A 14,519-nucleotide genomic window follows, 5' to 3' on the forward strand; every position below is an offset into this window, starting at 1 on the left:
CACTGGATGGTCGGCGTCATCAAGTCCGGAACCAGATTCGATCCGCAGCTAGCGCTTGCAAAACTCTAGCTGACACAGTATCTGCGAAGGCGGGGGCCTATACCATATCCCCGAAGTTAATCAGCATGCTATAGGCCCCCGCCTGCGCAAGGGCGATGTAGGGCGGATCCCGCTCAGCTGCCAGCCACCACCATGTTTTCAATCAGGATCGAGCCGCTCTGCTTGTTACCGCGCGTAAGTACATCGTTGCCGACCGCGACGATCTGGCGGAACATGTCCTTCATGTTGCCGGCAATGGTGATTTCCTCGACCGGATATTGAATCACGCCATTCTCGACCCAGAAGCCGGACGCGCCGCGCGAATAGTCGCCGGTGACGTAATTGGTGCCCTGCCCCATCAGTTCGGTCACCAGCAGGCCGCGGCCCATCTTGCGGATCATGCCGGCAAAATCGTCGCCCTTTTTGGTGGTGCTGGAAGTGATGCTGAGGTTATGCGAACCGCCTGCATTGCCCGTGGTTTGCATGCCCAGTTTGCGCGCCGAGTACGACGACAGGAAGTAACCCTTGACCACGCCGTTTTCCACCACCAGGCGACGCTGGGTGCGCACGCCCTCTTCGTCGAAGGGCGCCGAACCAACCCCGCCTACCTGGTGCGGGTCTTCCAGAATCTGGATATGGGGCTGGAACACGTCTTTGCCCAGCGAATCGAGCAGGAAACTGGACTTGCGATAGAGCGAGCCGCCCGACACCGCCTGCACGAAGGAGCCCAGCAGGCCCGCAGCCAACGGCGCCTCGAACAGGACCGGGCAGGTGCGGGTATCAAGCTTGCGGGCATTCAAGCGTGCCAGCGCGCGTTCGGCAGCATAGCGGCCGACTTTTTCGGGCGCTGCCATGTCCTTGGCGTTGCGCACCGAGGTGTACCAGTCGTCGCGCTGCATTTTGGCGCCCTTGCCGGCGATGGGTGCGACCGACAGGGTATGGCGCGAGAACGGGTAGCCGCCAATGAAGCCGCGCGTATTGGCCGCCACAAAGTGCGATTGCTGGGCATGGACGCTGGCGCCCTCGCTGTTGGTGATGCGCGGGTCGACCTCGAAGGCGGCGTGTTCGGCGCGCTGCGCCAGAATGACCGCTTCTTCGGTGGTGATGGGCCAGGGGTAGCACAGGCGCAGGTCGCGCGGATTCATTTCCAGCAGATCGGCGTCGGCCAGGCCGGCGCAGTCGTCTTCCGCGGTGAAACGGGCGATGTTGTAGGCTGCGTCCACGGTGGCGCGCAGGGCGGCGGTGGAAAAATCGGAGGTGCTGGCATTGCCGCGCTTCTGGCCGAAATAGACCGTCACGCCCATGCCCTTGTCCTTGTTTTGCTCGATGGTTTCGATTTTGCCGCGCCGGACCGAGACCGACAGGCCGCTGCCTTCGGAAATTTCGACCGCGGCGTCGGTGCCGCCAGCCTGTTTGGCGAAGGAAAGCACGTCGCGCGCCAGCTGTTTGAGCTGGTCCTGGGTATGGATGAAGACGGAGTCGGTCATGGGTGTTTTCTTCGGCTATCCGGTTAAAAGGGTATGATAGCAGTCGTTTACAGTTTTTACCGGTCGGACAAGCGCCTGCCGGATCCATATCATGCCAAATCCTAACCGCGGCGCCTGCGGGTTCCAGTCCTCCGAGTTCGAACAAGAATACGAGCGCCCTTCCAAGTCCGAACTCAAGCGCCAGATGAGCGAGCTGCAAAAACTCGGCGAAGAACTGGTCAACGAAGCGCGCGACCGCGTCAAGCGTGTGCCCATGCCCGAAGACGTGCGCGAGGCCATTCTGATGTGCCAGACGATCACCAATCACGAAGGGCGGCGCCGCCAGATGCAGTTCGTCGGCAAAAAAATGCGCACCCTGGACGAAGAAGAAATCGCCGTCATCCAGCGCACCATCGACAGCTGGAAAGGCATGTCCAAGGCCGACACCGCCGCCTTGCATGCGCTGGAGCGCCGCCGCGAAAAGTTGCTGGCCGACGACAAGGCCCTGACCGTGCTGCTGGCCGAACACGCCGAACTCGATGGCCAGCACCTGCGCACCCTGATCCGCAATGCCCGCAAGGAGCAGGCCGAGAACAAGCCGCCCAAGGCCTACCGCGAGATCTTCCAGATCCTCAAGGACCTGGCCAACAAGGGCAAGAAAGCGGCCGCACCGCTTGAAGACGACGCCGAGCCAGAAGATGACGAGTCCGACGACGAGTAACACTGAACTGGTGATCGGCCTGGTGTCGGTCTCGGACCGTGCCAGCGGCGGCGTCTACCAGGACCAGGGCTTGCCGGCCCTGACCGAATGGCTGGCCAGCGCGATCACCACGCCCTACCGCATCGAGCAGCACCTCATTGCCGACGAGCGCGGCCAGATTGAACAAGTCCTGATCGACCTGGTCGACCTGCAGCACTGCCACCTGGTGCTGACCACGGGCGGCACTGGCCCATCGCGGCGCGACGTCACACCGGAAGCGACGCTGGCCGTCGGCACCAAGGAAATGCCTGGCTTTGGCGAGCAGATGCGCCAGATCAGCCTGCAGTTCGTGCCAACCGCAATCCTGTCGCGCCAGACCGCCGTGATCCGCGAAACGAAAGACCATGCGGCGCTGATCATGAATCTGCCCGGCCAGCCGAAATCGATCAAGGAAACGCTGGAAGGCCTGAAAGACGCGGACGGCAAGCAGTCCGTTGCCGGCATTTTTGCGGCCGTGCCCTACTGCCTTGACCTGATCGGCGCGCCGTATATCGAAACCAATCCTGCGGTGTGCAAGGCGTTCCGGCCCAAGTCGGCACTGCGCCCGCAGCCTACTTCTGACTAATATGAGCAAACTGCTGGAACGAATTGAAATCGAAACCGCACCGAATCCCACGGCGGCGGTGATCTGGCTGCATGGCCTGGGTGCCAGCGGCGACGACTTTTCACCCTGGGCGCGCCAGATGAAGCTGGACGACCTCGGCGGGATTCGCTTCATATTCCCACATGCGAACACGATGCCGGTCACCATCAGCAATGGCTACATCATGCGTGCCTGGTACGACATTGTTTCGCTCAACCGGCTCGATCAGCGCGAAGACGAACAGGGCCTGCGCACATCGCAACAGCTCATTGAAGCACTGATCGCTCGCGAACTGGAACGCGGCATTCCGGCCGAACGCATCATTCTTGCCGGTTTCTCGCAAGGCTGCGTGATGACGCTGCAAACCGGCTTGCGCTATCCGCAACGCCTGGCTGGTTTGATGTGCCTGTCCGGCTATCTGCCGCTGGCGGCCAGCGTGGCGCAGGAACGCAGTCCCGCCAACCAGTCGACCCCGATCTTCATGGGGCACGGCCGCAGTGATGACGTGATCCCGATGATGCTTGGCGAGCGCAGTCGCGATGCCCTAAGCGCCATGGGTTATGACGTTGAATGGCATGACTACCCGATGCCGCACTCGACCTGCATGGACGAGTTGAACGACATCGTACGCTGGATTCGCAAAGTACTGGCTTAACCCCTTCACACACCTACAAGGCAGCAAATGAAAAAAACCGGCATGGCAAAGAGCGACGCCAAAAAATTGATGGGCAAGATGGTCGCTCCTGGCGCAGCCGGTTTTGGACAAGGCGATGCCGCCGCAGTCGACCGGCGCGAGCAGCGCGAACGCGAGCGCGCATTGGGCCTGGTGCCGTTTGCCTGCAAGCTCAATGGCGATCTGCTCAAGCAGCTGCAAGCCCTTGCGGCCGAACGCAAGACCGACATGAATGCGCTGGTAGCCGACTTGCTGAACAAAGGGCTGGCTGCCAAGTGAAGGTCGTTGTTCTTGGCGGGTACGGTAATTTTGGCGCGCGCATCTGCCGCGCGCTGGCGTCGACTCCCGGTATCGAACTGGTGATTGCCGGGCGCGATGGCGCCAAGGCGTCCGCACTGGCGCGTGAATGCGGCGCCACTGGCGCCGTGATCGACATCGGTGACCCCCAGCTTGCACAGCTGCTGTCCGACATGGGCGCGGGCATTGTGATTCACACCGCCGGGCCGTTCCAGGCGCAAGGTTACGATGTCGCGCTGGCCGTCGCCGCTGCCGGCGCCCATTACATCGATCTGGCTGACGGGCGCCGTTTTGTATGCGACTTCCCGGCCGCACTGGACGCCGCCTTCCGCAGCGCCGGACGCATCGCCATCACTGGTGCCAGTACCGTGCCGGCCCTGTCCTCGGCCGTGGTCGACCATCTGACTGCTGGCTGGCGCAGCGTGGCCGACATCGATTTTTGCATCGCACCGGCGCAAACCGCACCGCGCGGCGTGGCCACCATGGCTGCCGTGCTGGGTTACTGCGGCGAAGCGATCCAGGTCTGGCGCGGCGGGCGCTGGGAGACCCAGTACGGCTGGGAAGCCCCGGCGCGCGTTGAATACAAGCGTTTGCGTCCGCGCATTGGCGCCTTGTGCGACATTCCCGACCTGGAACTGTTCCCTGCCCATTACCAGGGTGCGCAGTCGGTGATGTTCCGCGCGGCGCTGGAGGTGGGCATCGGTCAGCGCGGCCTGGCCCTGCTGGGCAGCTTGCGCCGCATGGGCGTGTTGCCCCGCCCGCAGCAGCTGGCCGGCTTTCTCAACAGTGCCGCGAGCCTGCTCGACCCGTTTGGCACCGCCCTGGGCGGCATGGTGGTGCGCGTGCGCGGTGCCGACGCTGCGGGCGCGCCGGCGCAAGCCGAATGGCACATCGCCGCCGACAACGACCACGGACCGGAAATTCCCTGCATGGCCGCCATTCTGCTGGCGCGCCGCATCGCCGCTGGCACGCTGACCGAAGTGGGCGCGCGCACCAGCATGAACATGCTGACACTGGCCGACTTTGCGCCGGAATTTAGCAAATGGAATATGGTGACCGACATTGGCGCATGAGCGTCTGGTGTTCGCCATGCCGGCCAGCTGCGAGGTCGCGTTTGACGCTTTTCACTATCACCACTGGCGCCTGCGCTGGGACAGTCTGGTCGAGCACACCACGGTCGAAGGCGGCGGCCCCTGCCCGTACAAGGGCGCCGTAACCCGTTCGCGCGGGCGCGGTCCGATGCGCACGCTCGTCATGCGCACCGAGTTTGTCAGCTACCAGCGGCCTCGCCTTGCCGCGGCGCGGATGTTAGGCCAGTCATTTCCATTCACACGCTGGGCCGCTTCAATGAAGCACGAGCCGGTCGCCGACGGCGGATCGGCTATCATCTACACCTACACGATCGAAACCGGGCCGGCGCTTTTGCGCTGGCTCATGGAACCGATCGTGCAGCGCATCTTCAGGCGCCAGACATACAAGCGTTTTGAACGCATGCGCCAGTTTCTGGCCACCAGCGCCAGCGAAATCGAAGCGTGGCAGCGCAGTACTCACCCAGCAAAGGAGTAACACCATGGCCAAAAAAGAAGAACTCGACGAAGAGACGATGGAACTGATCAACTGGTGCATCGAAGTTGAAAAATTTCTGGTCGCCGGTGGCGCCACCGTCAAGCAAGCGCAGGATCACATCGAAGAACAAGTGGAATGGTTCACCGACCAGTTCTACGACGGCCTGACGCCCGAAGAAGCAGCCAAGGAAGCACTGGCGTAAATGGGCCTGTCACTGGCCTGGATCGGCGTGCGGGGTCTCGGCTACGAGCAGGTGCTCGATCGCCTTGCATTAGGCGTGACCGAAGCGCGTGCCGGGTACTGGAGTGCACCGGTCAGCGGCCGGCCTGCGCGTGACGGCTGGGTCATCATTGCCGCAATCGGCTGCGCGCATCGCATTGTCGACCCCACCAGCCTTGCCACGCTGTCGGCCGGGTGCGAAGTGGTTGCCTGCTCAATCGAAGAACACGTCATGTTCTGCAGCGCGGCGCAGTGGTCGGACGGTGCCCGCGTGTGGGAAGTCGTGCACGAGAGCGAACAGGGTGACGATCATCTGGCCACCGAGGGTGCCCTGCCCCACGATCTTGCCAAGCTGCTTGCCGAGAAACGCAACGCTTTGAATGGCAGCAGGGATGACGACACTGATTACGCTTTCGACATCCCACTTGATCTGGCGTTCAGCCTGACGGGGTTCCGCCATGACGGCCCGCTCACGCCCGACGACGAGCTGTTCACCGTTCTGCACGATGGCATGCCGCCCAAGCCCTGGTGGAAGTTCTGGCAATAACGCCGCGTGTCAGTCCGGCAGCGCAGCGCTGGCGCCTTCCGGTACTGCCGTCTGCGCTGCATTCATCACCATCGCCAACAGCGTGTAATAACCGTTAATTCCCATCAGATCGACCACGCCCTTTTCACCAAACAAGGCGGCTGCGTCAGCGTAGGTGGCATCGCTCACGCGCTTGTTGCGGTGCAGTTCGATACAAAAATCGTAGACCAGCTCTTCGTCGACCAGCATGGCTGGCGGGCGGCGCCGTTGTGCAATCGCGTCGATCACGTCACGCGCAATGCCACAGCGCTCGGCAATGGGCGCGTGAATGGCCCACTCGACTGGCTGGTCCCATTCGCGCGCGGTGACCAGGATCGCCATTTCCGACAAGCGGTTGCCAATCGCGCTGCGATAGCGCAGGTACTCACCCATCTGCTGCGCGCATTGCATCAGCTCCGGACTGCGCAGCAGGGGAATGAAGGGACCGTAGACGGCGCCGCGCGGGCCATCGATGACGGCTTGGGCAGCCGCGCGCTGGGCCGCGTTGAGTTGGTGTGGCGCCAGTGGGCCGAGTCGATCTGTCATGCAAAAATATTCGCACAGCTTGCGCGAAAAATCAAAAGAATCAATGGCTTCTGCGTTTATTGTCAACTGTCAATAAATTACAGTGGAGAAACCATGACCCAGCTCATGCATCGCAATCTGCGCCTTACGCCACCCGTCGCCGCCAGTGCCCAAGGCATGCGGATTCGCGACCGCGACGGCAAAAGCTATCTCGATGCCTGTGGTGGTGCCGCCGTCTCCTCGCTGGGCCACGGCCACCCCGAAATCCTCGCCGCCATGCAACGCCAGATGGCGCAATGCGCGTATGCCCATACCGCTTTCTTCACCACCGATGCCGCCGAAGAGCTGGCGCAGCGTCTCGCTGCCGGCGCGCCGGCCGGCCTCGATCAGGTGTACCTGGTATCGGGCGGCTCGGAAGCGATGGAAACCGCGCTCAAGCTGGCGCGCCAGTACTGTGTCGAGCGTGGCCAGGGCCAGCGCAAGCTGTTCATCGCCAGGCGCCAGAGCTATCACGGCAATACCCTGGGCGCGCTGGCGGTGGGCGGCAACGAATGGCGGCGGCGCCCTTTTGCGCCCTTGTTGATGAAGGTGCCCAGGGTCGCGCCCTGCTACGAGTACCGCGACCGGGCGGAAGGCCAGGGCCAGCATGAATATACCCAAGGCTTGCTGCGCGAGCTGGAGACAACGATCCTGGCCAACGGCCCGGACCAGGTGATCGCCTTTTGCGCCGAGCCGGTGGTGGGCGCGACGGGTGGTGCGATTCCACCGACGCCAGGGTATTTTCGGGGCGTGCGCGCGCTGTGCGACAAGTACGGCATTCTGTTCATTGCCGACGAAGTGATGTGCGGGATGGGGCGCACCGGCAGCATGTACGCGATCGATCAGGAGAACGTGGTACCCGATATCGTGGCCATTGCCAAGGGACTTGGGGCCGGGTATCAGCCAATTGGTGCGGTGCTGGCGCGCGGCAGCCTGGTTGAACAGCTGCGCATTGGCAGTGGCGCCTTCCTGCACGGGCACACGTATATTGGCCACCCCGTGGCCGCAGCGGCAGCGCTGGCGGTGCAGCAGGTGATCGAGCGCGATGATCTGCTGGCGGCAGTGCGTGCCCGGGGTGAGACCTTGCGGCGCTTGCTGGGCGAGGCGTTTGATGACCATCCGTATGTGGGCGATATACGCGGAAGGGGCTTGTTCATGGCGCTGGAGATTGTGCGCGACCGCGGCAGCAAGCAGCCCTTCGATCCGGTGTTAAAGCTGCATGCGCATATCAAGACGCAGGCAATGGCGCATGGGTTGATGGTGTATCCGATGGGGGGCACTGTCGATGGGGTGCATGGCGATCATGTGCTGCTGGCGCCGCCGTTTATTGCCAGCGATGCGGATATGGCGGAGATTGTGACGCGGTTGGTGGATTCGCTGGGGGCGGCGTTTCGGCAGAATCTATGATTGTGGCAAGCGCGAGCATGCTATAGGCCCCCGCCTTCGCGAGGGCGATGTGCTGTCGCCCTCGCGAAGGCGGGCTTGCATGCAAGCCCCCCATGCCACGCTTCCGAACCAGACGCGCTGGTTAAACAGCGTACCCAATCACATCCTGCTGCTGCTCCCCCAACCCCGCAATCCCCAGCCGCAGCGTATCGCCCTTTTTGAGGAAACGCTTCGGCGTACGCGCATCGCCCACACCCGGCGGGGTGCCGGTGGCGATAATGTCACCAGGTTCCAGCGTCATGAAACGCGACACATAGCTGACGATCTGCGCCACCGAGAAAATCATGGTATCGGTGCAGCCAGTCTGCATGCGCTTGCCGTTCAGTTCCAGGTACAGGTCCAGCTTCTGCACATCGATCACTTCATCGCGCGTGACCAGCCACGGGCCGACCGGACCGAAGGTGTCGCAGCCCTTGCCCTTGTCCCACTGCGGACCGCGCTCTTTTTGAAATTCGCGCTCGGACACGTCGTTGACCACGCAATAACCGGCCACGTACTTGAGGGCATCCGCTTCGCTGACATACTGCGCCTTGGTGCCGATGACCACGCCCAGTTCAACTTCCCAGTCGGTTTTTTTCGACCCTTGCGGCAGCATGATGGCGTCATCCGGGCCATTCAGGCAGGTGATCGCCTTCATGAAGATGATTGGTTCCTTCGGAATCGGCGCACCGGTTTCGGCTGCGTGGTCAGCGTAGTTCAGACCAATGCCGATGAATTTGCGGATGCCCGTCAATGGCACGCCAAAGCGCGGATTGCCGCGCACCAGAGGCAGCGTTTTTTCGTCGATGGCGGCCAGCTTCCTGAGGGCCTTGTCGGACAGAAGCGCAGGCTCGATATCGGCGATCACGCCAGACAGGTCGCGCAGGCGGCCTTCTTCATCGAGCAGTCCGGGTTTTTCTTTGCCTGGGCGGCCATAGCGAACGAGTTTCATTTTATTCCTGCAGTAAGCAATCGAGTCTGCGATTGTAACGCGAGACGCGATTGCACTGCCGCAGGGGCGCGTTTGCGCTACTTGGCCGGCGTGACCCGCCACACGACATCACCCACGTCGTCAGCGACCAGCAGCGCGCCCGCCTTGTCCACCGCAACGCCAACCGGGCGGCCATACGCGTCGCCGCTTGCGTTGACGAAGCCGGTCAGGATGTCGACTGGTTTTCCGGATGGGGCGCCGTTGGCAAACGGGATGAAGACCACGTTGTAGCCGTTCAGGGGCTTGCGGTTCCACGACCCGTGCTGGCCCACAAAGGCACCGCCGGCGTAGGTCGACGGCAGCAGGCTGCCTTCGTAAAAGGTCAGCCCGAGCGGGGCCACGTGGTTGCCCAGTGCGTAATCGGGCTTGATGGCGCTGGCCACCAGATCGGGGCGCGGCGGTTTTACGCGCTCGTCCACGTTGGCGCCGTAGTAGCTGTAAGGCCAGCCGTAGAAGGCACCATCCTTGACCGAGGTCAGATAGTCGGGCACCAGGTCGCTGCCAAGTTCGTCACGCTCGTTCACCACTGTCCATAGCGCGCCGCTTTGCGGCTGCCATGCCAGTCCGTTGGGGTTGCGCAGGCCGGACGCGAACAGGCGCGTGGCCTTGGTCGCCAGATCAACTTCCAGAATGGCGGCGCGGTTGGTTTCGTTCTCGATGCCGTTTTCAGCGGCGTTGCTGTTCGAGCCGACCGTGGCATACAGCTTGCTGCCATCCTTGCTGGCGATGATGTTCTTGGTCCAGTGGTGGTTGATCGGCCCGCCCGGCAGCGCGGCAACCGGCACCGCTGCCGTGGTGATCGCGGTGGCGCCCTCCTGATAGGGGAAGGCGACAATGCCGTCGGTGTTGGCCACATACAGCGTCTGCCCCACCAGCGCCATGCCGAACGGGGAATTGAGACCCTTGAGGAATTCGGTACGCACTTCGGCCTTGCCGTCGTGGTCGGCGTCGCGCAGTAAAGTAATGCGATTCGGACTGGGCACACCGGCGCCGGCCTTTGCCATGACTTTTTTCATGACCCAGCCCTTGATGCCCTTGCCGTCTTCGGGACGCGGCGGGCCGTTGGTTTCCGCAACGAGCACGTCGCCATTGGGCAGCACATACAACCAGCGCGGGTGCACCAGGCCGGCGGCAAAGGCATTCACCGCCAGGCCCTGGGCAGCAGTAGGCGTCAGGTCCTTGGGCCAGCCTTTGGCCGGTGCGATATCGACCGTGGGCACGAGCGACTTGACCGGCGCCGGCATGGCTGGCGCGGCGCCGACGCTGGCAGCTGGTGGCAGGGTCGCTTTTTCGGCACAGCCTGCGCAGGCGAGCAGCACGCCCGCTGCGCACAGGCGAAGCACGTGATGTTCGCGCATGAAGATCTCCTTGTGTTGGTATGTCAGCAAGTCAATTCTAGATGAAATGTTAATTCCTCCTGTTACGTTACGTGGAGGAATTTTTAGGGTGGGAGAACCACGAAAATGGCCTGTGCCGTGCCAGCACAAAGGCGATCAACCCGGGCAACTGCAACAGCACCAGCACCCCAAACGCGATCCGGTAAGCCAGCGCCGGATAGTGGCCGGCAAAGTCCGGACGCCACATGCCCAGCAGCAGACCAACCCCGGCCTGCACCAGAAACGCGCCCACGAAAATGAGCAGGTTCAGGCAAGTGGAGGCGCGTCCCGTCAACGCTGCAGGCATGCTCTGCGCGACGATGGCGTATTCCAGCCCGGTGATGCTGCCCACCAGTGTGAACAGCACGGCAAGCAGCGCCAGACTGGGGACGTAATTGAGCATGGCCAGCATCTGCACCAGTACGAACAGGGCAACGCCGATGGCGCCAACTTCCAGCGGTGTGACCCCATGACGGCCGGCCCATTCGGTCAGCATGCCGACCGCGATGGCGCCAAAGATCAAGGCCGCCATGCTCAGGTACAGCAGCCAGGCAACGGCCGCATCGCCGAAGTGCGCCACGTCGGCCAGCCAGCGGCCGATCCACAATCCCTGCACGCCAAAAAATACGGCATGCGGCACCAGCATCAGGGATGCGATGCGGCGGAAGGCAGGGTCGCGATAGACCGCGCGCACTGAGGCGAAGGGGGCAGCCCCGCTCGCGGTGGCGTGCGCGCGGGGTGCGGCCAACGCGATGAAGAGCGCGCAGCAAAGGGCAAATGCCGCCAGCATGGTGTACAGCCCGCGCCAGTTGGTAAATTCGAGCACCAGGCGAACCGGCAGCGTGGCACTGGCCGCCCCCAGGCCGCCCACCGCAATCATGTAGCCATGCACGGACGGCAGTTTGGCGGGGGCGATGTGGGCCGACACCGCCTTCACTGCCGACATGAAGCAGCCGCCCAGTCCCAGGCCAATCACGGCGCGCGCGGCGACCAGCTGCGGGAAGCTGGCACCGTGCGCAAACAACAGCGCGCCGGCCGCCACCACGACCAGCAGCACCAGCTGGACGCGGCGCGGCCCGTAGCGGTCCAGCGCAATCCCGACGGGCAGCTGGGCCAGCGCAAACGCCAGGAATAAAGCGCTGCTCAACAAACCAAGCTGCCCCGCGCTCAGGCCCAGTGCGAGCACCAGCTCCGGCGCCAGCACCGCATTCACGGTGCGCAGCAGCGACGACAGAAAGTGCCCGAGCGCGAACGGCAGGAACACCGTCATGAACACCTGGCTGCCGCGCATGATGGTCTGTCAGGCGCGCTGCGCGCTGTGGATGGGAATCACCCTGCCTGCCGGTCCGGCGTGGGTGTCGCTGTCATCGCCCTCAAAGAAAAAGCGCTTCCTGCCGAAGGCGGGCACCAGATGATCGAGCCAGGTCGCGTTGGGGTCGTAGCGCGCAAAGAAAGGCCGGCGTACCCAGTCCGGATTGCGCGCCTGCAGAAACTGCAGCGCAAACAGTTTTTCGCCGTTGATGGTGACCACCCCGTCGATCACGACCTTGCCGGGGAAGGCGCTCATGGAAGGCCCGCGCACGGTGCGCGACAGTCCCGACACCATCTGGTACGCGGCCTGAAATACTTCGTGGGCGCGCGCCAGCGGCAAGGCGAAGTATTCGCTGGGCCCTGTGTCGCGCTCGACGAACATGTAATACGGGATGGCGCCCAGGCGCACGCCGGTGGTCCACAGTTCGGCCCAGCTGTGCGGATCTTCGTTGATATGGCGGATGAGCGGCCCCTGCATGCGCAGCGTGGCGCCGGTCGAAACGATGCGCTTGACGGCGCGCTGGGCGATGCCATTGCGCAGCTCCGCCGCGTGACTGTAGTGGCCCATGATGGCCAGATTCTTGCCGGCGCCGACCACGCGCTCGAACAGGCGCATCAAGTCGTCGGCATCCTTGTCGCTGACAAAGCGCTGCGGCCAGTAGGCAACCGACTTGGTGCCGATGCGGATGTTCTGGATATGCGCCAATTGCGGCGAAAGCAGGGGTTCGATGATTTCCGCCAGCTGGCGCGTATTCATGATCAAGGGGTCGCCGCCGGTGATCAGCACATCGGTCACGCCGGGATGATGGGCCAGGTAGGCCACCAGCTCGGTGGTTTCGCGCGCGTCGAACTTCATGTCATCCATGCCGGCGAACTGCGGCCAGCGGAAGCAGAAGGTGCAGTAGGCGTGGCAGGTCTGGCCGGCGCTGGGAAAGAACAGCACTGTCTCCTTGTACTTGTGCTGCAGGCCGCGCAGCGGCGCATCGTTCACACGCGGCACGTTGTGCGTCATCTGGCCGGCCGGATGGGGATTCATGCGCATGCGGATCGTGTGCACCAGGCGCGCGATGGCGGCATCGTCCTTTTTGTACAGCACCAGATCGCGCAGCTGCGCGTATTCGCGCGGGGGCAGCATGTCGCGGTGCGGGAACACCAGGCGGTAGATCGGATCGTCCGGCACCCGGCTCCAATCGATCAGGTGATCGAGCACGTAGGCATTGGTGCGAAACGGCAGCACATGCGACACCACTTGCACTGCCTCTTGCAGGTCTGGCGCCATGGAGGACCACTGGCGCGCGTGCGTAATCGTCTGGCGGGTGTATGGCTTGAATTTATCGGGATAGCTGTCGGACTGCATGGCGGGCTCCACAAAATGGATGGGGAAGCATGCATCCTAAGCTTGCCAAACAGCACTGGAATTGCCCTGAATCAACCGGCATGCGAGAAAGGCAAAATCCCCGCCACGATGCAGAAAACGCCTGCAAGACCAGGCGCAAAACGGCCGCGCCCTGCACTTGTGACAGCGCAAGAACCCGCTTGGCTGGCAGCGTAAATTAGGGATGCAATTTAGAAACATTCCCTTGATAAATTTTTAAGGACTGCCATCATGCATACCAAGTTGAACGTCGCCGCGCTCTGCTTTGCCATCGCAGGCGGCAGCGCCTGGGCTGTTGAACCCACCGAAAAGGATGCCATCGCCATGACCGAGCGGGGGGCCGCCCTGATCAAGGCCAAGGGCAAGGATGAAATGGTCAAACGGATCAACGCCAAGGACCCCGATTACGTGCAAGGCTCGCTGTACATTGACATGCGCGACCTGTACAGCGGCATTGTGCTGGCGCACCCGATCAACAGTTCAATCGTGGGCAAGGACCTGACCGACATCCCCGACGCCAGCGGCAAGAACTACCGGCGCGAGATCATCGAACTGGCGCAAAAATCGGGCAAAGGCTGGGTGGAGTACCTGTACAAGAACCCTGCCAGCGGCAAGGTCGAACCGAAAACCACCTACATCCTGCGCGTGGACGACGTGGTGCTGGAAGCGGGCATCTACAAGAAGTGAGGCCTAACGAAACGGCCGGCTCAAAAAACGCGACCCGGCCAGGCCAAAGCGCCAAGGCACCTCCATGGCCTTGGAAATGCCGATGCGCGGGCCGACCAATACAGGAGCCGGTTCGCTGCGCGGCGCCAGAGCGAACGGTGATGCGCCCAGATCGGCCCCGTTCAGGGCGGGCGTGATGCCCAGGGCCTGGCCCAGTTTACCCGGCCCGGAACACAGACTGCGCAAGTCCTCGACGCCGCGCCTGGCCTGCATGGTTTCGATCCCGGTCAAGGGTTCAATGGCCCGGATCAGCACACCCGCCCCGTGCCCCTCTTCGCGGCACACGAAATTGAGGCACCAGTGAATCCCGTGCGACAAATACACATACGCGTGGCCGGGCGGGCCGAACATGGAACGGTTACGAGGACTGGGGCCGTTGAAGGTGTGCGACGCCGGGTCGTCGCGGTCGTAGGCTTCGGTTTCCACGATGCGCCCGCCCACCCCATTGACCAGCACCACAACGCCAATCAGCAGGGGCGCCACCTCGTGCGAGGGCGCCGCGAAATCGATACCGGCTAAGTTTCTTGACAACTTTTTCATGCACAAATTTTAGCTGCGGAATGTCGCCTTTCACCACACTTTA

The 14,519-nt window shown here is 62.9% G+C and carries 17 protein-coding genes; 10 read left to right on the forward strand and 7 right to left on the reverse strand.

Annotated features, from left to right (window positions below):
* Positions 1–173: 173 nt before the first annotated feature.
* Positions 174–1,526: a metalloprotease PmbA gene (gene pmbA / locus BUC24_RS21335; RefSeq protein WP_073221713.1), complete on the reverse strand. Its 1,353-nt coding sequence runs from the start codon at positions 1,524–1,526 to the stop codon at positions 174–176.
* A gap of 91 nt (positions 1,527–1,617) precedes the next feature.
* Here pmbA and yjgA point away from each other — a divergent pair, with 91 nt between their 5' ends.
* From yjgA to BUC24_RS21375, 8 genes are read left to right on the forward strand one after another with little or no spacing between them, the layout of a single operon-like run.
* The gene (gene yjgA, locus BUC24_RS21340) at positions 1,618–2,226 is read left to right on the forward strand and encodes a ribosome biogenesis factor YjgA (RefSeq protein ID WP_073221715.1); all 609 of its coding nucleotides are present in this window, start codon (positions 1,618–1,620) and stop codon (positions 2,224–2,226) included.
* Positions 2,204–2,830, forward strand: coding sequence for a molybdopterin adenylyltransferase (mog, locus tag BUC24_RS21345; protein WP_073221718.1), 627 nt, complete (start codon positions 2,204–2,206; stop codon positions 2,828–2,830). The genes yjgA and mog overlap by 23 nt, the downstream gene beginning before the upstream one ends.
* Position 2,831: 1 nt before the next feature.
* Entirely contained in the window at positions 2,832–3,503 is a 672-nt protein-coding gene (locus BUC24_RS21350) for an alpha/beta hydrolase (protein ID WP_073221720.1), read from the forward strand.
* Positions 3,504–3,530: 27 nt separating this feature from the next.
* The gene (locus tag BUC24_RS21355) at positions 3,531–3,800 is read left to right on the forward strand and encodes a hypothetical protein (protein WP_073221722.1); all 270 of its coding nucleotides are present in this window, start codon (positions 3,531–3,533) and stop codon (positions 3,798–3,800) included.
* Positions 3,797–4,891, forward strand: coding sequence for a saccharopine dehydrogenase family protein (locus BUC24_RS21360; protein WP_073221723.1), 1,095 nt, complete (start codon positions 3,797–3,799; stop codon positions 4,889–4,891). The genes BUC24_RS21355 and BUC24_RS21360 overlap by 4 nt, the downstream gene beginning before the upstream one ends.
* Entirely contained in the window at positions 4,881–5,384 is a 504-nt protein-coding gene (locus BUC24_RS21365) for an SRPBCC family protein (protein WP_073221725.1), read from the forward strand. The genes BUC24_RS21360 and BUC24_RS21365 overlap by 11 nt, the downstream gene beginning before the upstream one ends.
* Positions 5,385–5,388: 4 nt before the next feature.
* Entirely contained in the window at positions 5,389–5,586 is a 198-nt protein-coding gene (locus BUC24_RS21370) for a hypothetical protein (RefSeq protein ID WP_073221730.1), read from the forward strand.
* Positions 5,587–6,150: a hypothetical protein gene (locus tag BUC24_RS21375; protein ID WP_073221732.1), complete on the forward strand. Its 564-nt coding sequence runs from the start codon at positions 5,587–5,589 to the stop codon at positions 6,148–6,150.
* Between the two features lie 9 nt (positions 6,151–6,159).
* Here BUC24_RS21375 and BUC24_RS21380 read toward each other — a convergent pair whose 3' ends face one another.
* Positions 6,160–6,714, reverse strand: a complete 555-nt coding sequence (locus tag BUC24_RS21380; RefSeq protein WP_073222461.1) for a carboxymuconolactone decarboxylase family protein — start codon at positions 6,712–6,714, stop codon at positions 6,160–6,162.
* 93 nt (positions 6,715–6,807) lie between these two features.
* On the opposite strand from BUC24_RS21380, the gene BUC24_RS21385 reads away from it, so the two are divergent.
* Positions 6,808–8,139, forward strand: a complete 1,332-nt coding sequence (locus BUC24_RS21385; protein ID WP_073221734.1) for an aspartate aminotransferase family protein — start codon at positions 6,808–6,810, stop codon at positions 8,137–8,139.
* A gap of 121 nt (positions 8,140–8,260) precedes the next feature.
* On the opposite strand, the gene BUC24_RS21390 is transcribed toward BUC24_RS21385, so the two are convergent.
* From BUC24_RS21390 to BUC24_RS21405, 4 genes are all read right to left on the reverse strand, one after another.
* Positions 8,261–9,109: a fumarylacetoacetate hydrolase family protein gene (locus BUC24_RS21390; protein WP_073221737.1), complete on the reverse strand. Its 849-nt coding sequence runs from the start codon at positions 9,107–9,109 to the stop codon at positions 8,261–8,263.
* Between the two features lie 77 nt (positions 9,110–9,186).
* Positions 9,187–10,506: a PQQ-dependent sugar dehydrogenase gene (locus BUC24_RS21395; RefSeq protein ID WP_073221740.1), complete on the reverse strand. Its 1,320-nt coding sequence runs from the start codon at positions 10,504–10,506 to the stop codon at positions 9,187–9,189.
* A 67-nt stretch (positions 10,507–10,573) separates the two neighbouring features.
* Complete coding sequence (locus BUC24_RS21400; protein ID WP_073221742.1) at positions 10,574–11,815, reverse strand: MFS transporter; 1,242 nt, start codon at positions 11,813–11,815, stop codon at positions 10,574–10,576.
* 9 nt (positions 11,816–11,824) lie between these two features.
* A complete protein-coding gene (locus tag BUC24_RS21405; protein ID WP_073221743.1) occupies positions 11,825–13,192 on the reverse strand; it encodes a KamA family radical SAM protein in 1,368 nt (455 codons plus the stop codon).
* A gap of 249 nt (positions 13,193–13,441) precedes the next feature.
* Between BUC24_RS21405 and BUC24_RS21410 the strand changes: the two genes are divergently transcribed.
* Positions 13,442–13,897: a cache domain-containing protein gene (locus BUC24_RS21410; protein WP_073221745.1), complete on the forward strand. Its 456-nt coding sequence runs from the start codon at positions 13,442–13,444 to the stop codon at positions 13,895–13,897.
* Positions 13,898–13,900: 3 nt separating this feature from the next.
* On the opposite strand, the gene BUC24_RS21415 is transcribed toward BUC24_RS21410, so the two are convergent.
* A complete protein-coding gene (locus BUC24_RS21415) occupies positions 13,901–14,476 on the reverse strand; it encodes a DNA-3-methyladenine glycosylase (RefSeq protein WP_083599078.1) in 576 nt (191 codons plus the stop codon).
* Positions 14,477–14,519: the final 43 nt, after the last annotated feature.

Source organism: Massilia sp. CF038 (assembly GCF_900129765.1).
Classification (GTDB): Bacteria; Pseudomonadota; Gammaproteobacteria; order Burkholderiales; family Burkholderiaceae_D; genus Telluria_A.